Source organism: Bradyrhizobium sp. AZCC 1610 (assembly GCF_036924515.1).
In the GTDB taxonomy this organism is placed as follows: domain Bacteria; phylum Pseudomonadota; class Alphaproteobacteria; order Rhizobiales; family Xanthobacteraceae; genus Bradyrhizobium.
The window spans coordinates 2,204,236-2,225,577 of record NZ_JAZHRR010000001.1 but is presented as its reverse complement, the minus strand read 5'-3'; the positions used below and the strand labels follow the sequence as shown (position 1 = coordinate 2,225,577).

At 61.9% G+C, this 21,342-nt stretch carries 24 protein-coding genes and 1 pseudogene; 15 read left to right on the top strand and 10 right to left on the bottom strand.

The genetic code is table 11. From position 1 onward, the window contains the following. Window positions 1-100: 100 nt before the first annotated feature. Complete coding sequence (locus V1279_RS10625) at window positions 101-1,453, bottom strand: ATP-binding protein (RefSeq protein ID WP_334435093.1); 1,353 nt, start codon at window positions 1,451-1,453, stop codon at window positions 101-103. A gap of 187 nt (window positions 1,454-1,640) precedes the next feature. Between V1279_RS10625 and V1279_RS10620 the strand changes: the two genes are divergently transcribed. The 7 genes from V1279_RS10620 to V1279_RS10590 all read left to right on the top strand — a co-directional run bounded on the left by V1279_RS10620 (window position 1,641) and on the right by V1279_RS10590 (window position 7,691). Then, the gene (locus V1279_RS10620; RefSeq protein WP_334435090.1) at window positions 1,641-2,261 is read left to right on the top strand and encodes a response regulator transcription factor; all 621 of its coding nucleotides are present in this window, start codon (window positions 1,641-1,643) and stop codon (window positions 2,259-2,261) included. A gap of 28 nt (window positions 2,262-2,289) precedes the next feature. Next, complete coding sequence (gene fghA / locus V1279_RS10615; RefSeq protein ID WP_334435088.1) at window positions 2,290-3,135, top strand: S-formylglutathione hydrolase; 846 nt, start codon at window positions 2,290-2,292, stop codon at window positions 3,133-3,135. A 114-nt stretch (window positions 3,136-3,249) separates the two neighbouring features. Further along, window positions 3,250-4,431, top strand: a complete 1,182-nt coding sequence (locus V1279_RS10610; RefSeq protein WP_334435086.1) for an ABC transporter substrate-binding protein — start codon at window positions 3,250-3,252, stop codon at window positions 4,429-4,431. Beyond that, the gene (locus V1279_RS10605) at window positions 4,428-5,420 is read left to right on the top strand and encodes a YVTN family beta-propeller repeat protein (protein WP_334446320.1); all 993 of its coding nucleotides are present in this window, start codon (window positions 4,428-4,430) and stop codon (window positions 5,418-5,420) included. Before V1279_RS10610 ends, V1279_RS10605 begins: the two co-directional genes overlap by 4 nt. Next, window positions 5,417-6,238, top strand: a complete 822-nt coding sequence (locus tag V1279_RS10600) for an ABC transporter ATP-binding protein (RefSeq protein ID WP_334435084.1) — start codon at window positions 5,417-5,419, stop codon at window positions 6,236-6,238. Before V1279_RS10605 ends, V1279_RS10600 begins: the two co-directional genes overlap by 4 nt. Next, window positions 6,235-7,083: an ABC transporter permease gene (locus V1279_RS10595; protein ID WP_334435082.1), complete on the top strand. Its 849-nt coding sequence runs from the start codon at window positions 6,235-6,237 to the stop codon at window positions 7,081-7,083. Before V1279_RS10600 ends, V1279_RS10595 begins: the two co-directional genes overlap by 4 nt. After that, entirely contained in the window at window positions 7,080-7,691 is a 612-nt protein-coding gene (locus V1279_RS10590) for a hypothetical protein (protein WP_334435079.1), read from the top strand. Before V1279_RS10595 ends, V1279_RS10590 begins: the two co-directional genes overlap by 4 nt. Before the next feature lie 125 nt (window positions 7,692-7,816). Here the strand turns inward: V1279_RS10590 and V1279_RS10585 are convergent, their stop codons facing one another. Then, window positions 7,817-8,392 (bottom strand): PQQ-dependent catabolism-associated CXXCW motif protein, encoded by a 576-nt coding sequence (locus V1279_RS10585; RefSeq protein WP_334435078.1) that lies wholly within the window; start codon window positions 8,390-8,392, stop codon window positions 7,817-7,819. After that, window positions 8,389-9,273: a substrate-binding domain-containing protein gene (locus tag V1279_RS10580; protein WP_334446318.1), complete on the bottom strand. Its 885-nt coding sequence runs from the start codon at window positions 9,271-9,273 to the stop codon at window positions 8,389-8,391. Before V1279_RS10580 ends, V1279_RS10585 begins: the two co-directional genes overlap by 4 nt. Window positions 9,274-9,509: 236 nt before the next feature. On the opposite strand from V1279_RS10580, the gene V1279_RS10575 reads away from it, so the two are divergent. Both V1279_RS10575 and V1279_RS10570 read left to right on the top strand, forming a co-directional pair. Continuing rightward, window positions 9,510-10,433 carry a quinoprotein relay system zinc metallohydrolase 2 gene (locus tag V1279_RS10575; RefSeq protein WP_334435076.1) on the top strand — a complete coding sequence of 308 codons (924 nt, stop codon included), beginning with the start codon at window positions 9,510-9,512 and terminating at the stop codon, window positions 10,431-10,433. A gap of 63 nt (window positions 10,434-10,496) precedes the next feature. Next, window positions 10,497-11,315, top strand: a complete 819-nt coding sequence (locus V1279_RS10570) for a quinoprotein dehydrogenase-associated SoxYZ-like carrier (RefSeq protein WP_334435073.1) — start codon at window positions 10,497-10,499, stop codon at window positions 11,313-11,315. Window positions 11,316-11,335: 20 nt separating this feature from the next. Here the strand turns inward: V1279_RS10570 and V1279_RS10565 are convergent, their stop codons facing one another. Further along, window positions 11,336-11,695: a hypothetical protein gene (locus tag V1279_RS10565; RefSeq protein ID WP_334435071.1), complete on the bottom strand. Its 360-nt coding sequence runs from the start codon at window positions 11,693-11,695 to the stop codon at window positions 11,336-11,338. A gap of 105 nt (window positions 11,696-11,800) precedes the next feature. Here V1279_RS10565 and V1279_RS10560 point away from each other — a divergent pair, with 105 nt between their 5' ends. Genes V1279_RS10560 through V1279_RS10540 form a run of 5 tightly spaced genes read left to right on the top strand, consistent with a single transcriptional unit; the run spans window position 11,801 to window position 15,433 of the window. Further along, window positions 11,801-12,757, top strand: a complete 957-nt coding sequence (locus V1279_RS10560; RefSeq protein WP_334446317.1) for an ABC transporter substrate-binding protein — start codon at window positions 11,801-11,803, stop codon at window positions 12,755-12,757. A 1-nt stretch (window position 12,758) separates the two neighbouring features. Continuing rightward, window positions 12,759-13,496 carry an ABC transporter permease gene (locus V1279_RS10555; RefSeq protein ID WP_334435069.1) on the top strand — a complete coding sequence of 246 codons (738 nt, stop codon included), beginning with the start codon at window positions 12,759-12,761 and terminating at the stop codon, window positions 13,494-13,496. Further along, window positions 13,486-14,214 carry an ABC transporter ATP-binding protein gene (locus tag V1279_RS10550; RefSeq protein ID WP_334435067.1) on the top strand — a complete coding sequence of 243 codons (729 nt, stop codon included), beginning with the start codon at window positions 13,486-13,488 and terminating at the stop codon, window positions 14,212-14,214. Before V1279_RS10555 ends, V1279_RS10550 begins: the two co-directional genes overlap by 11 nt. A gap of 47 nt (window positions 14,215-14,261) precedes the next feature. Continuing rightward, window positions 14,262-15,053: a pentapeptide repeat-containing protein gene (locus tag V1279_RS10545; RefSeq protein WP_334435064.1), complete on the top strand. Its 792-nt coding sequence runs from the start codon at window positions 14,262-14,264 to the stop codon at window positions 15,051-15,053. A 35-nt stretch (window positions 15,054-15,088) separates the two neighbouring features. Beyond that, window positions 15,089-15,433, top strand: coding sequence for a hypothetical protein (locus V1279_RS10540; RefSeq protein WP_334435062.1), 345 nt, complete (start codon window positions 15,089-15,091; stop codon window positions 15,431-15,433). Window positions 15,434-15,461: 28 nt separating this feature from the next. On the opposite strand, the gene V1279_RS10535 is transcribed toward V1279_RS10540, so the two are convergent. From V1279_RS10535 to V1279_RS10515, 5 genes are all read right to left on the bottom strand, one after another. Next, window positions 15,462-15,698, bottom strand: coding sequence for a hypothetical protein (locus tag V1279_RS10535; protein WP_334435060.1), 237 nt, complete (start codon window positions 15,696-15,698; stop codon window positions 15,462-15,464). Window positions 15,699-15,807: 109 nt separating this feature from the next. Next, window positions 15,808-16,638, bottom strand: a complete 831-nt coding sequence (locus tag V1279_RS10530) for a hypothetical protein (protein WP_442894750.1) — start codon at window positions 16,636-16,638, stop codon at window positions 15,808-15,810. Window positions 16,639-16,974: 336 nt separating this feature from the next. Next, entirely contained in the window at window positions 16,975-17,055 is an 81-nt protein-coding gene (gene pqqA / locus V1279_RS10525) for a pyrroloquinoline quinone precursor peptide PqqA (RefSeq protein WP_108512900.1), read from the bottom strand. Between the two features lie 323 nt (window positions 17,056-17,378). Further along, the gene (locus V1279_RS10520; protein WP_334435056.1) at window positions 17,379-17,708 is read right to left on the bottom strand and encodes a hypothetical protein; all 330 of its coding nucleotides are present in this window, start codon (window positions 17,706-17,708) and stop codon (window positions 17,379-17,381) included. 488 nt (window positions 17,709-18,196) lie between these two features. Beyond that, window positions 18,197-19,639 carry an amidase gene (locus V1279_RS10515; RefSeq protein WP_334435053.1) on the bottom strand — a complete coding sequence of 481 codons (1,443 nt, stop codon included), beginning with the start codon at window positions 19,637-19,639 and terminating at the stop codon, window positions 18,197-18,199. A gap of 116 nt (window positions 19,640-19,755) precedes the next feature. Between V1279_RS10515 and V1279_RS10510 the strand changes: the two are divergent. Then, window positions 19,756-20,642, top strand: a pseudogene (locus V1279_RS10510) (LysR family transcriptional regulator). 86 nt (window positions 20,643-20,728) lie between these two features. On the opposite strand, the gene V1279_RS10505 reads toward V1279_RS10510, so the two are convergent. Then, window positions 20,729-21,340: a pyridoxamine 5'-phosphate oxidase family protein gene (locus V1279_RS10505; protein ID WP_334435051.1), complete on the bottom strand. Its 612-nt coding sequence runs from the start codon at window positions 21,338-21,340 to the stop codon at window positions 20,729-20,731. Between the last annotated feature and the right edge of the window lie 2 nt (window positions 21,341-21,342).

The window sequence follows — 21,342 nt, the reverse complement described above, 5'->3', positions numbered from 1 at the left end:
AGAAGTCAATGACACGCGCTAGCCGCAAAAGGTCGCGTTCCCTAAATGCCTTCCTTCCCGAAGAGATCGGGAAAAATTCCCGCACAGCGCTTCGAATCCATCAGTGGTGCGATCCGTGGGGAACGACCGCCTCTACCGTGACGCCCCCATTGCCGGAAACGACATTCAGGGTCCCGCCCAACGCCAGTATTCTCTCGCGCATACCGGTCAGGCCGAAGCCGAACTTGTGATCCGGCGCCAAGCCGCGGCCGTTGTCGCTGACGCGAACCAGGGCGCAGCCGCGACTGCCATTCATTCCTGCGGCCTGTTCGACCGTGACGCTGACGGAGGTCGCGTCGGCATGGCGGAAAGCGTTCGTCAGGGCTTCCTGAACGATTCGGTAAACCGTCAAGTCCGTAACTTCTCCGGTCTCCTCCGGCGCGCTCGCAATGTTGGCGTCGATGGTTACGTCGGGACGGGACTCACGCCACAGGCGCAAGAGCACGCCGAGCGCCTCGCGCAGTCCGAGCTCCGCCAGCCCAACGGGCCGCAGCTTTTCCAATATCCTGCGATTGAACTGCTGGAGCGCATTGATCTGCTCCATGATGGCGGTGCCATGTTTGCGCAGCGCATCCGCGCCGGAAGCGCGCCCGTCTTCCGAAAGCCGCATCAGGGCACCGGCGTGGGCGCGTAGCGTAAAGAGATACGGCCCAAACTCGTCATGCAATTCGCGCGCAATCTCCTTGCGCTCCAGATCCTGCAGCGAGACCGTGCGTTCGGCGAGCCGCCGCTTGTCCTCAATGGCCTCGCCGAGGGCGCCCGCCAGGTGGTTCAGCTTGGCACAGATCGCCGCCAGTTCGGGCGCGCCGCCGGGCTCGACGCGTGAACCGTAGTGCCCGGCCTCGATGTTCGCCATGGCCTGCGAAAGCGCCTGCAGCGGCGCCAGCGCGCGGCCAACCACCATCATCGTCACCAGGAAGAGCGCGATGGCGAGGGCGGAACTGACCGCAAGCTGGGTGACGATTCCGTCCCAGATCTCGGCCATTTCATCGTTCGGATGCGACGTGATCACGAGCGACTGCGGCTTTCCATGGATGGTGATCGGTACGCTCACGGCGGTCGTTTCCGGATGAACGAGCGCGATGAACCAGGCCGGCGGCGACCGTTCGTCATCGCCGTTACCGGAGCGCTCGCCTGCGGAGGTATCGCCCTGCCGCGTGATACTGACGTGCCGGAGCCGGCTGAGGTCACGAACGATCTGATTGAGCCGCGCGTCCGGGTCTGATGCCTCGTTCAGGCCGGGAACGATCGTCTCCACGAATTCGCGCGCCAGCCGTATCACGCCTTGGTCCTCGGCCCGAACGCGGGGCCCCGCCTCCACCACCAGCCGCGCGATATTGATGGCCAGACCGAGCGTCAGGCCCAACGCAAGCAGCAAGTTGATCCGGGCACGCAACGATAATTTCTGCCACATGAGGTTTGCCCCAATCGCGTCGCAATCAGTTCCCGGTCGAGACGACCGGTTGACAGTAGAAAAACCGACGATCAGATTGAAGCGTACAGTAATCTCGCGGGCGATGCATGACCGGTCTCGCGCCGGCTCCGGTGCAGCCCGACGCGATGCAGCAACGAAACTGAAGCGGCTATCGGGGATCGATGCAATGCGTGTTCTGATCGTTGACGATCATCCCATCGTTGCTTCGGGCTGCCGTACCGTGTTTGCCGACGAACCGGAGGTCGTGCTGCTGGAGGCCGCCGATGCGGAGAGCGGCGAACGCGTGTTCGTCACCGAGCGCCCCGACATCTGTGTAATCGACATCAACCTGCCGACCGTGTCGGGGTTCGAACTGGCGCGGCGCATTCTTGCGCGTGCCGCTTCCGCTCGGATCATCATGTTCAGCATGAACGACGATCCGGTCTTCGCCGCGCGTGCCATCGAAATCGGCGCCAAGGGCTATGTCACCAAGACGGGCGATCCGCAGGATCTGGTCGAAGCCATCCGTGAAGTCGGTAAAGGCGGGGTCTACCTGCCCTCCGCGATCGCGCGCAGCATCGCGTTCGCCGGACCTGCATTCGCCCGCAGCCCGCTTTCCAAACTCACCTCGCGGGAGATGGAGATCCTGCGCCTGCTCAGCGCGGGCAAGAGCCTTTCCGAGATCGCGTGGATGGTTCATTCCTCGTACAAGACCGTTGCCAATACGTCGTCGATCATGCGCCAGAAACTCGGCGTACGAACTTCTGCCGAACTGGTACGGCTGGCAATAGAAAGCGGCGTGGCGTGAGAGCCCGCGGCGCAGGAGTCCAGAGATCATGACCATGCAGACCGTTTCACTCAACACGTCATACGGCGGAACGCAGGGTGTCTATCGACACGCCAGCCGCGAAACCAGGACCGACATGACCTTCTCGGTCTATGTCCCTCCGCACGCCGGCGGCGCCAGGCTGCCGGTGGTCTGGTATCTCTCCGGCCTGACCTGCACCCACGCCAATGTGACGGAAAAGGGCGAATTCCGCAGCGCCTGCGCGGCCCTTGGACTGATCTTCGTTGCGCCCGACACCAGCCCGCGCGGCGAAGGCGTGCCCGGCGATCCCGCCAATGGCTATGATTTCGGGCTTGGTGCCGGCTTCTATGTCGATGCGACGCAGGAGCCGTTCGCTCGCAATTACCGGATGTGGAGCTATGTCACGGAAGAGCTGCCGAAACTGGTCGCCGAAAACTTTCCGGTCGACCCCAATCGACAATCCATTCTTGGTCACTCTATGGGCGGTCACGGCGCGTTGACGGTGGCACTACGCCATCCCGACCGCTATCGCGCGGCAAGCGCGTTTTCGCCGATCGTCGCGCCCTCGCAGGTACCGTGGGGCATCAAGGCGCTCGGCGGCTATCTCGGCAGCGACCGGCAAGCATGGCGCAAGCACGATGCGGTTGCGTTGATCGAGGATGGCGCCAGAGTGTCCGATCTAATGGTCGACTATGGCGATGCCGATCCGTTTCTGACCGAGCAGCTCCGTCCGGAGCTGCTGCAGAGCACGTGCGAGAAAGCCAAAATCCCCCTCACCTTGCGCCGGCAGCCCGGCTATGACCACAGTTACTACTTCATCTCCACGTTCATGTCCGATCATCTGCGCTGGCACGCCGAGCGCCTGAAGGGCTGAAACGGCGTCAAGCGGTCGCAACAAAATTGAGTTGCAAGCCAAGACAATTCGGTCATGGTTCAGGCCAACGGTCTTCGACGCGGCGAAGTCGAGGAGACCTGTCAGGGAGGAGCCATGATCCGATGGTTGGTCGCTGCGATCGGTTTCTGCATCGCGGCCACCCCCGTGCTCGCGGCCGACCCGATCGAGATCGGCATCGGCTATCTCGGCCGTGTCGGCGTCAAGGCGAAATTGTCGCTCGTCGAACTGCCGGCGGAGAATGATGGCCTTGCCGGCGCGCGCCTTGCGATCGAGGACAACAACACCACGGGCAAATTCCTCAATCAGCACTTCACACTGGAGGAGGTCCGGCTCAAAGACAATGAGGATGTCGCGAAGGCTGCGGCGGCGCTGGCCGAGCGCAGCAGCTTCATCATTGCCGACCTTCCGGCGGACGAGTTGTTGAAGGCGGCCGACGCGCTCCGCGATCGCGGAACGCTGCTGTTGAATGCCGGCGCCATCGACGACCGGCTGCGCGAGCAAGACTGTCGTGCCAATGTGATCCATGTCGCGCCGACGCGCTCGATGCTTGCGGATGCGCTCGCCCAGTATCTGGTATGGAAGCAATGGAAGCGCTGGCTGTTCGTCGTCGGCTCGCATGATCAGGACAAGCTCTACGCCGACGCATTGCGCCGTGCAGCGACACGCTTCGGCGCCAAGATCGTCCAGGAGCGAATTTTCGAAGATATCGGTGGCGCACGCCGTACCGACAGCGGCGTCACCTTGATCCAGCGGCAAATGCCGGTGTTCACCCAGCAAGCGCCGGCCTATGACGTCCTCGTTGCAGCTGACGAAAGCGAGGTGTTCGCGTCCTACCTGCCCTACCGCACCTGGGACCCGCGGCCGGTTGCAGGCTCGGCCGGGCTGGTTCCGACCAGTTGGCACGCCGCGCAGGATCAATGGGGCGCGATCCAGATCCAGAACCGGTTTGCAAAATTGAATTCGCGACACATGACCGCACTGGACATGCAGGCATGGACGGCAGCGCGTATGATCGGCGAAGCAGCGTCGCGCACCAAGTCTGGTGATTCAAAGGCGGTATCGGACTTCCTCAAAGGACCCGACTTTTCCATTGCGGCATTCAAGGGTCGGCGGCTGACGCTGCGGGACTGGAATCTGCAGCTTCGTCAACCAATCCTGCTGGTCGATGGACGCATGGTGGTCTCGGTTTCGCCGCAGGAGGGATTCCTGCACCAGGTTTCGGAGCTCGACACGCTTGGCGCCGATCGGCCGGAAACCAAGTGCAAGTTACGTTGAAGGAGGAGAAATTGCGTATGTGGCGGTGTTGCCTGCTTTCCGTAATAGCTGCCTGGCTCGCGACGGCGACCCCCGCCTCGGCCTTCATCGCCTATGTGTCCAACGAGAAGAGCAACACCGTATCCGTAATCGATACGAACAGTTGGACCGTCACCAAGACGATCAAGGTCGGCCAGCGGCCGCGCGGCATCGAGTTCACGAGGGACGGCAAGTTTGTATTCGTGGCCGTGGGCGACGACGACAGCATTCAGGTCATCGACGTTGCCAAGCAGGAGGTGGTCGATACCCTGCCCTCCGGCCCGGACCCCGAACTGTTCGCCCTCGATGCTGACGGCAAGATGCTCTACGTCGCCAATGAAAACGACAACACGGTGACGATCATCGACGTCGAAAAGCGCGCCCGCCTCGGCGAAATCCAGGTCGGCGTCGAGCCGGAGGGCATGGCCATCAGCCCGGATGGGTCAATCCTGATCAATACTTCCGAGACCACCAACATGGCGCATTTCATCGACACCAAGACGCGCCAGATCGTCGCCAACGTGCTGGTCGATGCGCGCCCGCGCTTCGCCGAGTTCAAGCGTGACAATTCCGAAGTGTGGGTATCGTCAGAGATCGGCGGCACCGTTTCGGTCATCGACCCGGTCAAGCGGGTCGTGACGGACAAGATTTCATTCAACATTCCCGGCCTACGGAGCGAAGCCATCCAGCCGGTCGGCATCGGCATGACCAAAGACGGCAAGACTGCTTTCGTCGCGCTCGGCCCCGCCAATCGCGTCGCGGTCGTCGATGCCACCAGCCACAAGGTCACCAAATATCTGCTGGTGGGGCAGCGGGTGTGGCACATGGCATTCACCCCGGACGAGAAATATCTGATGGTCACCAACGGCGTATCGAACGACGTCTCGGTGATCGACGTCACCGCGCAAAAGGTCATCAAGACGATCCAGGTCGGCGAGTTGCCCTGGGGTATCACGATTGCACAACCATGACGGCCACTGACGCATTTTCAGCCGGTCAGAACAGGCAGGATACCCCTTCCCGGCCCGAAGCCGCGGAGATACCTGCATTGTCGGTCGGCGGCGTCAGCCATTCCTATGGCGCCCGACAGGCGCTGATCGACATCGGCTTCACCGTCGCACCGGCCAGTTTCACCGCGTTGCTTGGCCTGAACGGCGCCGGCAAGAGCACCCTGTTCTCGCTGGTCACGCGGCTGTTCGGAATCCAGCGCGGACATATCGGCATCTTCGGTCACGACGTCGCGCAGGCGCCCGGGGAAGCATTGCGGCTGCTCGGCGTGGTGTTTCAGCCCCGCACGCTCGATCTCGACCTTTCGGTGACGCAGAACCTGCTTTATCACGCCGCCTTGCATGGCATCGCCAGACGCGATGCCCGCGAACGGAGCCGCGAGGTGCTGGCGCGCCTCGGCCTTGCCGACCGCGCAGCCAGCAAGGTGCGCGACCTCTCCGGCGGCCAGATGCGGCGATTGGAAATCGCCCGCGCGCTGCTGCATCGCCCGCGCCTGCTCCTGCTCGACGAGGCGACGGTCGGCTTGGATGTGAAGGCGCGCGCGGATATCCTCAACCACGTCCGCCAGCTCGTTACCGAACAGGGAATAAGCGTGTTGTGGGCGACGCATCTGTTCGACGAGATCGGCTCAAATGACGATCTCGTTGTCCTGCATCAGGGCCAGGTACTGGCCCAGGGCAAAGTCGCGCAGGTTATCGCCGACACCGGCGGCAGCGATATCAACACGGCGTTCATGCGGCTGACCGGCTCCACCGCACCAAGCGGGAGCCCAACGTCATGACATCAGCAACCACACAGCCGATCCGGAGCGGCTTCTCGCTTGGCGAATATTTCACCTGCTTGAACGGTATAGTTTGGCGCGAGGCGCTTCGTTTCCTGCATCAGCGTGAACGCTTCGTCTCGGCGCTGGTGCGGCCTCTGGTGTGGCTGTTCATCTTCGCCGCCGGCTTCCGCCAGGTGCTCGGCCTCTCCATCATCCCGCCATACGAAACCTACATTCTGTACGAGGTCTACATCGCGCCGGGGCTGATGGCGATGATCCAGCTCTTCAACGGCATGCAGTCTTCGCTCTCCATGGTCTATGACCGCGAGATGGGCAATATGCGGACGTTGCTGGTGAGCCCGCTGCCGCGATGGTTTCTCCTGTCCTGCAAGCTTCTGGCGGGAACCGCGGTCTCGCTGCTTCAGGTGTATGCCTTCCTGCTGATCGCCTGGTTCTGGGACATTGCACCGCCGCCGGCCGGCTATCTGACGGTGCTGCCGGCGCTGGTCCTGTCGGGCCTGATGCTCGGCGCCTTAGGCATGCTGATCTCCTCCGGCATCAAGCAGCTTGAGAATTTCGCGGGCGTGATGAACTTTGTCATCTTTCCGATGTTCTTCGCTTCTTCAGCGCTCTATCCGCTGTGGCGTATTCTGGAGAGCAGCCCGATGCTCTACTATGTCTGCCTGTTCAATCCGTTCACGCATGCCGTGGAGCTGATCCGTTTCGCGCTGTACGGACAAATGAACTGGATCGCGCTCGCGGTCGTAGGCGGCTGCACGATCGCCTTCATGATCGGCGCAATTTACGCCTACGATCCATCGCGCGGCCTGATCCGCCGCGGACCGGCTGGAGGCGAGACATGAGGTATCGGATCGCGATCGCGGCATTGCTCGCCGTTACGGTGACCGGCGGCTTCTGCCATGCCGCCGATCCCCGCTATCCGGACTGGCCGTGCACCCAAGCCAAGGTACCCGAGATTTCTCTCGCTGCGGTGTGGGCAGGCCCGTCGCTCGATGACGTCTCCGGCAAGTGGAAGGACGATGCCAAAGTCAGCGCGCTGGTCGCGAAGCTGGCGGCAAGGCGGACCCCGCTCGAGGAAGGGCAAAAAGCGATTACGGAATATCTGAGCGGTGCAGCCGACAAGACCGGAAGCGGAAAATTGCTGTTTGCCGGCCTGTTCGACTCCCTCAATGCCCAACGCTCCCAGGTCTTGAACGGGCTGGAGCGCGTCACCCGCAAGCAGCGCGAAGCGGCGGATAAAATCCGCAGCGACACGCTTGCCTTGCAGGCGCTGCAGGGCGAATCGCCGCCCGATCAGGCGAAGATCGACGACCTCGGCAATCAGCTTGTTTGGCAGACGCGCATCTTCGAAGACCGGCGGAATGTCATCAAATTCGTCTGCGAGGTGCCGACGGCGATCGACCAGCGTCTGTTCACCCTCGGACGAACGATTCAGCAGGAGATCGAATAGTCGTGCGTGATGCCGTTTCTTCGAATCGTCATCACGCCCTGGCTTATCGTTTGAGCATGATCTCCGGGCAAACGCTTTGCGTTTGTCCCGAGGGAAAACCGGTATCCACTTTTCCGGATCATGCTCTAACGCGACGATGAAGTCTCCTCGCCTGTCCGCGGCTCCGGTTGCGAATCAGCGAGGTCCAGGCCGGCGCGCTCCCAGCCATCGGTTCCTTCGGGATACCAAGCTACATTGGAATAGCCGTATGTCAGGATTCGCTTTGCCGCGTTCCAGGACATCCAGCAATCGGCCTGACAGTAAACCACCACCAGCGCAGTATTGTTGCCCGCCGTCGCCCGGACGAGGCCGCGCCGCAGATAATCTTCCGTTGCCGCCGCGAGCTTTCCGTAGCCGGTGTCCGGCAGCCATATGCTGCCGGGAATGTTGAGCCGCGGCTGGTCGCGCCAGACTGTGCCTTGGGGAAGATTTTGCGGCTTCGGCGCACGAGGCATTACGTCGATGAACACGCCCGCCTTGGATCGCCAGATCGACGCGGCCTCAGCGGTCGTCAGAACACGCACGCCGGCAAGGCTTGCGGGAACCAGCGCACGGTAGTCTTCCATGCGGTATCCGTCGGGCTCGGGAGGCCTTTCCTGCGCTGATGTCGGGACAATGAATGTGAATGCCGCAAGGACCAGGCCTGCGATCTTTTCCTTCATGGCGCTTTCGTTGCGGTCTCTGCGCCGATCGGCCGGTCGTTGTCGTCCAGCAAGGGAACGCCGTAGTCCAGCAATATCTTGTTGATCGCGGGCTGGTTCTCCTGGATCAGGCGGTTGAGCTGCCGCTTCCAGTTCTGGTCAGCCGCCCGCACCCCCAAGCCGATGCGGAACGCCAGTCGCGGGCCCGTCTTTTCCTTGACGAGAGGCGTGACGTGGAGCGGCGGGCTCGCCTTCTTCGCATAGTAGCCCGCCATCGGTCCCCAGAGAATGCCGGCGTCGATCTGACCCGACATCAGGTCGGCGATCATGGCCTCCGCTGAAGAGTCCAGGCGGGTATCGACCATCAACTGATATGGTCTGGCATTCGCCATCAGGCCGTTGACCGCCATGTTCGTGGCCGGCGGCGTGCCGGCCACGATGCCGATATGCTTGCCCTTCAGGCGCTCGTCTTCCAGCGCCGTCACTTCCTCGAGGCCGCTGCCCTTCTTGGCGACCAGCGCGTATGCGGTGCGGTAGTAGGGATTGGTGCCCTGAACCAGATCGTCGCCTTGCGGGAAGCCCATGATCACATCGCAACGATGGGCGCCAAGCGTCATCCGGACGAAGCCGGTCGCCTGCGGGAAGTACATGTAGTCCAGTTTCTTCTGCAGCTTCTCGGCGAGCAGTTCGGCGAACTTATTCTCGAATCCCTCGCCCTTGTCGTTGGAGAACGGCAAATTGTGCGGGTCGGCGCAGACGCGCAGCACCTTGGGATCGACGAGTTCGATCGACAAATCGCCGGTTTCCTTGATTTGCGCGCGTGCCACATCGCGGCCGCTGAGTACGGCGAGGACCGCCAATGTTGCGATCGCCAGCCAGCGCTTACGTCCGGCATATATCATCGAAAGCAGCTGCACTTCCGGCCCACCATGGTTGCCAACTACAGAAAAGTATCGGCAACCCCGACGAACGAAGTTCCGTTGAAGCCGCAGACAAGCAAAATGCTATGCTTGTCAATTGGAGCCTGCAACAGGAATAATCCCTGTCGCAGACTCGCCGCCCGTGCTGCGACGCAAACCTGGCTGAGACGAAGCATGGAATTTCCGATAGCGCTTCGTGATGAGACGGAGGCCGAAATATGGCTCGTGCCGCATCGATCCTTGCCGCGCTCGCGATGCTCGCTACTGCGACAGCCTCGCGCGCGCAGCAACAGGAGTTGCCCGTTAGCTCCATTGCGGATGGCGTATTCGTGCACAACGGCCAAACCGCGCAGATGACGCGCGAGAACCACGGCGCGATTGCCAATGTAGGTTTCATCGTTGGCGAGGATGCAGTCGCCGTGATCGATACGGGCGGCAGCCTGCGCGAGGGACGACAATTGATGGCGGCTATTCGTGCCCGGACCGGCAAGCCGATCCGGTACGTCATCAATACGCACGGCCATCCCGATCACGTTTTCGGCAACGGCGCTTTCGTGCAGGACGGCACGACCTTTGTCGGCCATGCGAACCTGCCGCGCGCACTGGCCGCGCGCGGGAAATTCTATCTCGATGCATTTCGCCGTACCATGGGCGATCAATTGATCGACGAGGTCAGCATCGTGCCGCCAACGCTGCTCGTCAGCGGCACGCTCAATCTGGATCTCGGCGCACGAACCCTCGTGTTGCGGGCGTGGCCCGTCGCGCATAGCGATTGCGATCTCACGGTGCTCGATGAAAAAACCGCTACCCTGTTCGCGGGCGATCTGGTGTTTCTGGCCCACACGCCCGTACTGGACGGCAACCTCCGCGGCTGGCTGGGCGCAATCGGTGAGCTCAGCACTCTCCCCGCACAGCGCGTTGTTCCTGGTCACGGTCCTGTGAGCGGATGGCCGGCCGCCCTCGTCGACCAGCGCCGCTATCTTGAAACCTTGGCTTCAGATGTACGCGGGCTCGTCGCCCGCGGCGAGCCGATTGCGGCGGCAAGCACTGCAGCGGGCTCCGAGCGATCCCGATGGGAATTATTCGACGACTTCAACACCCGCAACGCAACCGCAGCATTTTCGGAAATTGAATGGGAATGACGCGGGCATTGCCCTATATTGCATTTATTGCGTTCGTTGCTTCCGTCCTAACGAAGGTGGTGCATGCCCGGATCTCTTTTCCGCCTGTTCGTCGTCGCTGGCCTGCTGCTGTTCGGCGCAGCGCCAACGCTCGCGGCAACACCAAATGACCCCTGGCCTGGCCTGGCCCAGGACATCTTCAACAATCGCCCAATGAACGATGGCAGCGACGTGATCGCCATCGAAATGCCGGCCCGTGCCGAGGATGCCGCAATCGTGCCGGTGACCTTGCGAACGAAGCTGTCGCCCGGCGACAGCCGAAAGGTGCTGAACATTACGCTTGTCATCGACCAGAACCCCGCGCCGATGGCGGCCAAATTCCAGCTCGGGCCGGACGCCAACGTGTCGGAGATCTCCACCCGCGTTCGCGTCAACAATTACACCAACGTTCACGCGGTGGCCGAACTCAGCGACGGCAAACTTTACATGACCAAGACTTATGTGAAGGCGTCCGGCGGCTGCTCGGCGCCCGCCGCCAAGAACGCCGACGAAGCCAAGAGCAGATTAGGCCAGATGCGCTACCGGCAATTCGGAAAAGCCGGTGAAGGCCCCGCCAGCGGCGCACGCGAGGCCCAGATCATGATCGGGCATCCCAACAATTCCGGCCTGCAGATGGACCAGGTCACGCAACTATATGTCCCGGCATTCTTCGTTAATGAACTGCGGCTTTGGCAGGACGACAGCCTGGTGTTGACCATGGAAGGCGGCATTTCGATTTCGGAAGATCCCAATATCAGGTTCACCTACGTGTCGAATGGCGCGAAAAATTTCCGTGCCGAGGCAAAGGATACCGAGGGACACGTTTTCCAGCGCGAATGGAAGATCGATGATTCCGGAATTTGATCCGAACCGCGTGCAGCGCCTCAGAAACAGCGTACTTCCGCTTCGGCCTGGGCCCGCCTGAGCTCGTTGAGCGCATTTGCCGCCTGCTCGGATGTGCGGAATGGCCCGCCCATATCTCCCCGGACCTGCGACACACTGAGCACGGTTTCGGCTGTAACATAGCGCTCATAAGGCACGAGCGAAGCGATAACATCGATCGAACAGGAGCATTGCTCGATCGCCTGCCGCGTCTCGCCATTTGCTTTCAAACAGCCAAACGCGTATTCGACGCGCGCCGACGTCGGATAATCGTTGAAATCCTGGGCACGCGTGATCCCTGTCGTCACCATTAGCGCCGTCAGCGCGGCGACAATACGTCCTATCGATCCGACAAGCGTCATCGTCTTCCCTCCCACTCCTAACCGTGGAAGCTATGCTATGACTGTCCCGCTGAAAAGCAGACGTTCGAGAAAACGGCTCAAGGTGCCATGAAATTTTTTGTTCGCATGCTGCTTGCTACGATTGTTTCTGTCTCGCTCGGCACGTGCTGCAGCGCCGAGGCTTTACGCGTTGCGGTGCAGAAGACCGGAACATTCGCCTGGGAACTCGCAGTGATCCGCGCGCACGGCCTCGACAAGCAGGCCAACCTTTCGGTGCAGGTTCTCGAACTGGCGAGCCCCGAGGCGGGCAAGATCGCGCTTCGCGCCGGGAACGCCGACATTGTGGTCACCGACTGGCTTTGGGTGTCGCGCGAACGCGGCCTTGGCGCCAAACTGACATTCTATCCTTATTCGAGCGCGCTCGGCGCCGTGATGGTGCCTGCCTCATCACCGATCCAGACCTTGCCTGATCTCAAGGGCCGCAAGCTCGCCGTCGCCGGTGGCCCGATCGACAAGAGCTGGCTACTGCTGCTGGCGTGGTTGAAGCAGGCCGGCATCGACCTGAAGTCGGACGCGACAATCGCCTATGGCGCGCCGCCGCTGCTGGCTGCGAAGACGCTCAGCGGAGAAATGGATGCGACCTTGAACTACTGGAATTTCTGCGCCGTGCTGGAAGCGAAGGGTTTTCGCCGCATCGCCGGCATTGAGGATCTGCTGCCGAAACTCGGCGCCAAAGGCCGCACCGCGATGATCGGCTACGTCTTCGATGAAAAATGGGCGACCGCAAACCAGGACAAAATTGCCCGCTTCATCGCCATGACCCGCGCGGCGAAAGAGATCCTGTCGACCTCGGACGCGGAGTGGGAGAAAATTGCGCCACTGACCGGCGCTCCGGACGCCGCAACGCTGCACGCCTATCGCGATCGCTATCGGGAGGGAATTCCGCGTCGCCCGGTCGCGGACGAAGAAGCCGATGCGCGCATCCTCTACCGCGTGCTGGCTGACATCGGCGGCCGCGAACTTGTCGGGCCGGCGCCTGAACTCGATTCCGGAACATTCTATCACGCGATCCCGGGAGGCTGAGGTGCCGCGCCTGCTGTCATTCGCCGTGCTTCTCGCAACCTGGTGGATCGCCTCGCTGTTTGCCGGTGACGCCAAGCTGCCACCTCCTCCCACCGTGCTCACGGCCATGATTGCGGAAGCGAGGTCAGGTGACTTATTCTTCCATCTCGGCGTGACATTGGCGCGTGTTACGCTGGCCTTCACGCTGGCGATGACGCTGGGCGCCGCGATTGGATACCTGATGGGCCGGGTACGGCTTGCCGATCGGCTGGGCGACCCCTGGCTGATCCTGCTGCTCAATCTGCCGGCGCTCGTGGTTATCGTGCTCGCCTACATCTGGGCTGGATTGACTGAAGTCGCCGCTATTGCGGCAATCGCCATCAACAAGCTCCCAACCGCCGTCGTTACGCTGCGCGAGGGCGCGCGTGCCCTCGACGCGGCGCTCGACGAAATGGCGACCGTATTTGCGTTGCCGCGCTGGAAGAGGTTCCGGCACGTCATTTTGCCGCAACTGTCGCCCTATATCGCAGCCGCCTCGCGATCGGGGCTTTCCCTGGTCTGGAAGATCGTCCTTGTTGCGGAATTACTCGGACGTCCGAACGGTGTTGGTTTCGAGATTGGCGTGGCGTTCCAGCTATTCGACATTCCGCTATTGCTTGCCTATTCACTGAGCTTCGCGGCGGTCGTGCTCCTCATTGAAACCGTGTTGGTACAGCCATTTGAGGCCCGGCTATCCCGGTGGCGTCCCCGTGCGGCTTGAGGTCGATATCGCCAGCAAGACGTTCAAAAGCGCAGCGGGCGAACAGCATGACGTGATCGCAGGCGTGGCCTTTGCACTTGATGCAGGAGAAGTTGGCGTATTGGTCGGTCCATCCGGCTGCGGCAAAAGCACGATGCTCAGGATCCTCGCCGGCCTCGACCCCGACTTTCAAGGGCGCGTCTCGCGTCCCGTCGGCGCGCGGATCGGCTTCGTCTTCCAGGAGCCGCGGCTGTTGCCCTGGCGGTCAGTCGAAGAAAATGTGCGACTTGCCGCGCCCCAAGCCAATGAGTCGAAGCTTTCAGCCCTCTTCGAAATTCTGGAATTGAACGCGCATCGCAACCACTTTCCCGGCGAGTTATCGCTTGGCCTCGCCCGGCGCGTCGCGCTCGCTCGTGCCTTCGCCATCGAGCCAGAATTCCTCATTCTCGACGAACCGCTGGCCTCGCTCGATGTCGCCCTCGCCGCCCGCCTGCGCGATGAGATAGCCCTGCTGATGGACGGCCGTTCCATGATAACGCTGTTGGTCACCCATGACGTGGACGATGCGGTTCGACTGGGCGACCGCCTGTTCCTGCTCTCGCCGCGTCCGACTCGGGTCCTCGCCGAGCTGCCTATCCGCACACCGCGCAGCAAGCGCGGAGATGCCGAGATCGCCGCAATCAAGTTGGACGTCATGCGGCGGATCAATGGCGATCCCTCCGAACGGGAAAGCGCATAGGCAGTGCTTGAGGCCGGTGCTAGGATACGTCATCGGCGGGGTTGGAGATGAAACGCTCGATCGTAACCGCAGCGCTCGGTCTCGCGCTTGTCACCATGACGGCGACGGCGCAGGACATGATGCGTCATGTTGACCTGTCGTCACCCGATATGGTTTCGGCCGAAATGACCCGCGGAGAGGTCGAGACCGCGCTCGCTGCGGCGACCACCGCCACGCCCGCCGATTTCACGGGAAAGAGATTATCCGGCCTCGATCTCTCCGGGCTCAACCTGTCCGGCGCGATTTTTCGCGCGGCGCGTCTCAACAGGACGAAGCTCGCCGGTGCCAGACTCGACCGTGCAATCCTCGACCAGGCATGGCTGCTCGAGGCGGACCTGACCGGAGCAAGCCTGAAGGGCGCAAACCTGTTCGCCTCGCAGATGGTTCGCGCCCGCCTCGACGGCGCCGATCTCTCGGGAGCACGCATCGCTGCCGATCTCACGGGCGCCAGTCTTGTCGGAGCTTCGATCGCAGGAGCAAATTTGGGCGCCGACATGCGCAACCAATCGATGGGCCTGATGCGCGCGATCCTGAAATCCGCCAATCTGGAAAGGTTGAACGCACGCGGCGCCGACCTGTCGCGCGTCGATCTTGAGTTCGCCTTGCTGAAAGGCGCCGACCTGACGGGCGCCTCTCTCAAGGGTGCCCAACTCGGAGGGGCCGACCTCACGGGTGTGACGGTCATCGACACCGATTTCGACGGCGCCGATCTCACTTCCGTGAAATTGACCGATCCAGTTGGCCTCGACCAGGCAAAGAATTTTGACAAGGCGAAAAACCCCAACCGTCTGATAAGGTAGCGACGGCTCCAGGTTCATTTTGGGAGGATTGCTTGATGGGACGGATACTGGGCTTGGTCGCGTTGTTGTTGGCGAGCACCGGCGAACTTGCCGCACAGGGCAAAGGCATCAGGCTCTGGAACCTGACCACCTCGACCGTTTCGGAGTTTCAGCTTTCCCCGGTCGGAAAAAACGACTGGGGCCCCAACCTGACCCTGAACGACAAGGACAAGGAAGTCGACCACGACGAGCGCCTGCGCATCACCGGCGTGGAGCCGGGACGCTATGACGCCAAGGTTGGCTATCGCGGCTCTAAACATTGCTTTGTGCGCGGCATCGAGATCAAGGCCGACGCCGTGTTTTCGATCGCAGACAAGGATTTGAAAGACTGCAACAAGTAGCCGCTACAGCCTTCTCGCCGACGATGGCTCAGCCTACGGACCACACGGCATCCTGGAATGCCTTTTGGTTGTTACGTGGATATTCGCAACGCCATTTGACCGCGGTCCATTTCGGATGCTCGCTAACCCACTTCGCGATGTAGGGCTGCGCCGCCATGGTGCACTGCCGCAACGAAACTTCTGAAGAAAAGACCAGATGGGTTTCCTCGCAGGTGGTCGGCGAGAGTACCGCACAGACGGTCACGATCAAATCTATCGGAGTCATGCCTGATATCCCTTGAATTGCTCCCGAATAGATAACGCAAAAAGCTACGGTAACGAGCGGTGTAAAGTTTCACTACCCCGTGAAAAGCCGGACCCCGCCGGCCCCAGCCCTAAAAGTTAACGCCAAATACCAGCCGTGCCTGGTGGCGTTCGAAATTGACGAGATCAAGGCTGGACGTTGACCCCACCGAACGTCCCCATGCCTGAACGCTCCAGCTCGCAGTCAGTCGCGAGCGTTTCGACAATTGGAAGTATGCCGTTGGACCGACAAACAACGCCTGCCCTGCAAGTTCCTCCAAACCGGTCCCTTCATATTTCCGCAAGTACCGCGCTTCACCGCCTAACAGGAAACCGGGACGCAACTGCGCCATTAGCCCAAGCGCCGCTCCTGCCGCGGATCCCCGCTCCATCACACCACTGCCGACAAGGCGCGTCCACTCCGGCCCGTAGATCAGATTGAACGCCGCGACGACGCGGTTTGGCACGAGCTCGCGGTCGAACGCCAGCCTGAATTCCGTTCCGAAACTTCGGACCCCTTCAGCCGTCGTCTCATCGACCCGATGAGCATGCGCTTCCGCCGCGAAAGTGAGCCCGAATGGCGCCGTTTCCCGATCGAGAAAGCGGTAGCGCAAATCGAGCGACCCGCCCTGCCACGATAACCGGCGCTGGTCGTCGAGACCTGGCACACCACTGATCAGGTGTGACGCAAACGTGCTTCCGATCTCGATTCGAAAATTCCGGACAGGCACAAACTCCAGTTCGAACTCCTGGCCGACAGCCCGATAACGGCCGCCGTTCTTGCCGAAAACTCCGGTCGTCTCGCTTTGAAACTCCCGTTCGCCGACATTGCCGACATCGGTGCCGATCATGAAGCCGAACAGATGCTCGGTATCGATGCCCTCGGCGTGGACGCACGCCGGCAGCAGCGCAGCAAGAGACACTACCGCCGCCTGGAAGGTTTTTGCACGCGTAGATATTCGCATTCAGCGGGTCATGGGATTGAACCGGCAAGTCCGGCGGAGTCGGCCGAGGACATACCCTAGCATGATGCTGGGAACAGCGGCGAGCCGTGGGAACGATTTGAATGCAGCTTGGACACAGACGTATCCGGACCGGATCGCCTTCCGGCGAACGCCTACAGGTGATTCCTGTCCCCTTTGGCAGGATCCACGCCTTGCTCTTGATGCAGGTAGTGGAGAACTTCCTGGAGATCGAACAGCTTGCCCGACCCGCAGCAACAGGCTGTTGCCGGAGCCGGGCAGACCGTTTCGACGCGTCTATTGACGCGCCGCGCAGGCGTACATGTTGATTTCCATGCCCACCGGCACTTCCACAATCTTCGGAGTCTTCCAACTCATCAGGGTTCTCCCAAGCAGTGCTGGCACGACGTTCGTGCCGGCATCAAAACTAGGTTGACCTCGAACGTAGCGCAAGCGCGGAACATCCGACATTGAAGGCATACCGACGCACCTGACGCCGGAAACTTCCCTCTTGGGCAAAGCCACTTCGCTCTTGGACAAGGCGAACGAGCGAAAGCGACGAATCGACGTATGCGCCGCGTCGGTCACGATTGGCGAATTCGGTTTGCCTGACAAAGCTGTCTGTTGCAGTCGAACACTTCGGGGATGTCGGAGAGTCGGCCGAAGCGCCGACAATCCGACACCGCCTCAGCTGCACGCCCTCAGCAATCCTTGTCTGCTTCTGTGGTCTTGCTGTCAGCTTTGGCGCCTTCGGCCTGCTGTGCAGCCGTCGGCTCGCCTTGCATCTGCCGCTGCGTATCCTGCGAAGATGCCGCAACGTCTCCGGTCGACCGATTCATCTTGTCGGTCGGCGGATGCTGATCGGTGCTGCTGGCCATCCCCGTCGTCTGGCTCTCACCCATCTTGGCCGGTCCGGAGCCTGCGTCTCTCAGGTTGGCGGCGCGGCCTGTGTCACAGGGACCAGCCAATGCTGCGCCGGTGCTCAAAACCAGGAAGGAGCAACCAGCAGTCATGAGCTGCTTCATTTTCATCTGTCTCTCCTGTTCTCGTGAAGCACGCACAACGTGATGAGAGGCAACCGACCCGTTGCCTGCAGGTTCCGGGTGGCTACGTAAATCTCGACATGTTTAATCTGACGCACGAGCTTTTTTTGGCGAGGACAGCCTATGGAACCGATTCACCGAAGGTTGATCAGTTTTCTTTTCGCGGTGTGCCTGGCATCGGCGGCCCTTGCGCAGGACAGGCAGCCTGACCAAGCCGCACCAAATGCCGAGACCGCTGTGCCGGCCAACGGGCCGTCACTGACTGGAAAAGAACGCATGGGCAGGAAGTGGATGGACGAGCAACGGCTCGACAATTGCAACGTGCCGATCGACAAGCGCGGGAGCAAGCCACGATCCGGCGCCTGCCCGCATGTTCCGGCGGGATGATCCGCGACGACGGTGCAACGGCACGGTTGCGCAATGTGATCCAACGCTGTCGCTCTTGTCCGCGACACGACGACGCCGACCAGCTGAACTCATGCAGCGCCACGGCCGGGCAGGCTCGGCCACCGGCCGAGAAGATCTTGCGAGGCCTCAAACAGCGCGCTGACGCGCAGCAATTCGACGTCTCCGCGGAATTGCCCGACCAACTGGATGCCGATCGGCAGACCGTCCGCGTCAAAGCCGCAGGGCAGACTGACGGCGGGATGACCGGTCATGTTGAACGGCATTGTCCAGGGAAACCAGCTCGGCCGCACGTCGCTGAATACCCGCCCGTCGATTTCTATCGTACCGAACAGGTCCTGGTCGATCGGAAGCGCGGTGCGGGTGATGGTTGGCATCGCGAGAATATCGACCCTCTGCAACAATGTCTGAACCCGCCGGAACAGAGCCGTCCGGTCGAACATCGCCCGCTGATAGTCAACACCGCTTACCTTCGTGGCCAGCGCCAGTTGCTTCATGAAGGTCTCGCTCAACACGTCGCCATGATCGGCCGCAAGCTTCTCAAATCGTGCGCGCCACGCGGTGTGATTGATGGCGCGCCAGATCGGCTCCACCTCAAATCCGTCGCCGGGCATTTCCTCGACCTCAGCCCCGAGGGCCTCCAGCCTGGCAAGCGCGACCTTGAATGCAGCGACGACATCGGCCGCAACCGGCCGGCCGAGCGGCGCGAGGCAAAATGCAATCTTGCGCCCGCGCAGATCGCTGTTCGGCGCCGATCCGTCGACAAAATTCCACTGCGGGAATCCGATCGACCACGGATCAGAAGCGTCCTCTCCCGACATCGCCTGCATCATCAAGGCGGTGTCCGCGACGGTGCGCGTCGTCGGGGTCACATAGGTCTGGTTGCCGAACGCGTCCTGCACCTGACTGTGGGGAATAACGCCGTTGCTTTGCTTCAGCCCGACAACCCCGTTGCAGGCTGCCGGAATCCGCGTCGAGCCGCCGCCATCGGTCGCGATGGCAAGCGGCGCGATGCCGCTGGCAACCGCAACCGCCGCTCCCCCGCTTGAACCACCGCTCGAGTGCGCACCACTCCAGGCATTGCGCGTGCGACCGAACAACGGCGAATCCGTCAGGCACTTGGTGCCGAACTCCGGCGTCGTGGTCTTGCCCACGAGGATGGCACCCTCTGCCCTCATCCGCGCCACGGCGACCGCATCATGGTCAGGAACGTTGTCCTTGTAGGGGACCGCCCCGAAGGTCGTCCGCACCCCCTTGGTATTGACGATATCCTTCACGGTGAACGGAATGCCGTGAAGAAGGCCGAGCCGCGCCCCGGCCATGATCTCACGCTCCGCATTCCTCGCCTCGATCATGGCCTCATCGCCGCACAGCGTGATGAAGCAGTTCAACTCGGGCTGCATCCGCTCGGCACGCGCAAGAACGGCACGCGTAATTTCGACGGGTGAAACATCCTTGCGGACGATCCGCGCGCGCAGTTCAGTCGCAGGCAGAAAGCACAGTTCGTCACTCATAATCTCAGCCCCCAGGTAGGATCGATGTGGGATCGACGGCCCAAGGATGACATTCACATTGACTTCAGGTCCAATACCATCGCACAGCTGACCCATACCAGTTCGGTATAGCAAAAGTGGACCTCCGGCGTCTCCGCTACTTCGTTGCCGTCGCAGAAGAGCGCGGCGTTGGCCGGGCGGCCGTCCGCCTGCGCATGGCGCAGCCACCACTGTCGGTCCAGATCCGCAAACTGGAATCGGAAGTAGGAACCCCGCTGTTTCGCCGCGGCGCGCGGGGAATGGAGCTGACGGCGGCCGGTCGCGCCTTGCTGTCGCGCGCGCGTGAAGCGCTGGCCCTGACGGCTGAAGGTTTTGAGGCAGCCCGCGCCGTGGCGGCGGGGCGCCGGGGAAGATTGTCGGTCGGTTACATGTTCGTGCTGGGCCACGCCGTACTGCCACGGCTCGTTCCGGAACTTCGAAGGTCCCTTCCCAAGGTCGATCTGGAGTTCATCGAACTGAGCGCATCGACGCGTGAGGCACGGCTGCTGGATCACAGCGTGACGGTCGCGCTGTGCATGCCCGCAATTCGCCACAGCGAAATTGAGGTCTCCACGATCGGAAAGCAGCGATTGATGCTGGCCATGCCGGCCGGTTCGCAGCTGGCGCGCTCGGCGGCCGTACCGGTGAGAAAGCTGCAGGGCCGTCCGCTGATAAGTTTGCCCGGGCCGGCCGAGGATCCAGCGACGTCCGTTGTGGCATCACTGCTCCGGCGGCATCAGGTCAGCATGCCGGTCGGAACCGGGTCGAGACGGTGCACTCGGCGCTCAGCCTCGTCCTTGCCGGAGAGGGCATGGCGATTCTTCCCGCCTGCGCCCAGCTCGGATGCCCGACCGGCGTCGTGTTCAGGCCCTTCCTCGACGCCGACGATGCCATCGACGTCGCGGTCTGCTGGCGAAGGGATTCTCTCAATCCGCTAGTTCGGAATTTTCTCAAATGCGCGGAAAAGGTGATCCGCCAGGCCTGACATTGTCGGCTTTAAGGTGCTCGCGTCGATCGTTCTGGATTGCTTGCCGTTTGCCCGCTGCCCGATCGCGATACGATATCAGCGCGTCACCACATCGTCTGCCGCGCGCGTTCCGGCCATTCCCGATCGTATTTCTCGCCGCCGACGGTGTTGTCGCTCATCTCGGCAAGAATCTGGCCGGGCGTCGGCAAGCCTCTCGGATCGACACGCTTGTCGGGATTCCAGAGATCTGAGCGCACGATGGCGCGCGCGCACTGGAAGTAAACCTCCTCCACCGTCATGACGATAACGGTGCGCGGCGCCTTGCCCTCCATCTTGAATGACGCGAGCAGCTCCGGATCGGCCGAGACTTGCGCGCGGCCGTTGATGCGCAGCGTACTGCCGGAGCCCGGAATGAGAAACAACAGCGCCACCCGGGGATCGCGCACGATGTTGCGCAGCGAGTCGCACCGGTTGTTGCCGCGGCGATCGGGCATCATCAGCGTCTTCTCGTCGTGGGTACGAACGAAACCCGGCAGGTCGCCGCGCGGCGAGCAGTCCAGCCCCTCCGGCCCGCAGGTCGCAAGCGCTGCGAACGGCGACTTGTCCATCAACGCCCGATAGGCCGGCGTGATCCGGTCCGCGACCTTGACCGTCGAGGCATCGTTGGGAAAGCCATAGATGGCCTCGAGCTGCTCGATGGTTGCGACAACGGTCATTT

Bases quoted from the DNA above. Each gene is read 5' to 3' on its own strand.
- V1279_RS10505 (WP_334435051.1), bottom strand. From the start codon at position 21,340: ATGACCGTTGTCGCAACCATCGAGCAGCTCGAGGCCATCTATGGCTTT.
- V1279_RS10595 (WP_334435082.1), top strand. From the start codon at position 6,235: ATGACATCAGCAACCACACAGCCGATCCGGAGCGGCTTCTCGCTTGGC.
- pqqA (WP_108512900.1), bottom strand. From the start codon at position 17,055: ATGAGTTGGAAGACTCCGAAGATTGTGGAAGTGCCGGTGGGCATGGAA.
- V1279_RS10590 (WP_334435079.1), top strand. From the start codon at position 7,080: ATGAGGTATCGGATCGCGATCGCGGCATTGCTCGCCGTTACGGTGACC.
- V1279_RS10570 (WP_334435073.1), top strand. From the start codon at position 10,497: ATGCCCGGATCTCTTTTCCGCCTGTTCGTCGTCGCTGGCCTGCTGCTG.
- V1279_RS10565 (WP_334435071.1), bottom strand. From the start codon at position 11,695: ATGACGCTTGTCGGATCGATAGGACGTATTGTCGCCGCGCTGACGGCG.
- V1279_RS10535 (WP_334435060.1), bottom strand. From the start codon at position 15,698: ATGACTCCGATAGATTTGATCGTGACCGTCTGTGCGGTACTCTCGCCG.
- V1279_RS10515 (WP_334435053.1), bottom strand. From the start codon at position 19,639: ATGAGTGACGAACTGTGCTTTCTGCCTGCGACTGAACTGCGCGCGCGG.
- V1279_RS10560 (WP_334446317.1), top strand. From the start codon at position 11,801: ATGCTGCTTGCTACGATTGTTTCTGTCTCGCTCGGCACGTGCTGCAGC.
- V1279_RS10620 (WP_334435090.1), top strand. From the start codon at position 1,641: ATGCGTGTTCTGATCGTTGACGATCATCCCATCGTTGCTTCGGGCTGC.
- V1279_RS10540 (WP_334435062.1), top strand. From the start codon at position 15,089: ATGGGACGGATACTGGGCTTGGTCGCGTTGTTGTTGGCGAGCACCGGC.
- fghA (WP_334435088.1), top strand. From the start codon at position 2,290: ATGACCATGCAGACCGTTTCACTCAACACGTCATACGGCGGAACGCAG.
- V1279_RS10625 (WP_334435093.1), bottom strand. From the start codon at position 1,453: ATGTGGCAGAAATTATCGTTGCGTGCCCGGATCAACTTGCTGCTTGCG.
- V1279_RS10520 (WP_334435056.1), bottom strand. From the start codon at position 17,708: ATGAAAATGAAGCAGCTCATGACTGCTGGTTGCTCCTTCCTGGTTTTG.
- V1279_RS10600 (WP_334435084.1), top strand. From the start codon at position 5,417: ATGACGGCCACTGACGCATTTTCAGCCGGTCAGAACAGGCAGGATACC.
- V1279_RS10575 (WP_334435076.1), top strand. From the start codon at position 9,510: ATGGCTCGTGCCGCATCGATCCTTGCCGCGCTCGCGATGCTCGCTACT.
- V1279_RS10580 (WP_334446318.1), bottom strand. From the start codon at position 9,273: ATGATATATGCCGGACGTAAGCGCTGGCTGGCGATCGCAACATTGGCG.
- V1279_RS10545 (WP_334435064.1), top strand. From the start codon at position 14,262: ATGAAACGCTCGATCGTAACCGCAGCGCTCGGTCTCGCGCTTGTCACC.
- V1279_RS10610 (WP_334435086.1), top strand. From the start codon at position 3,250: ATGATCCGATGGTTGGTCGCTGCGATCGGTTTCTGCATCGCGGCCACC.
- V1279_RS10585 (WP_334435078.1), bottom strand. From the start codon at position 8,392: ATGAAGGAAAAGATCGCAGGCCTGGTCCTTGCGGCATTCACATTCATT.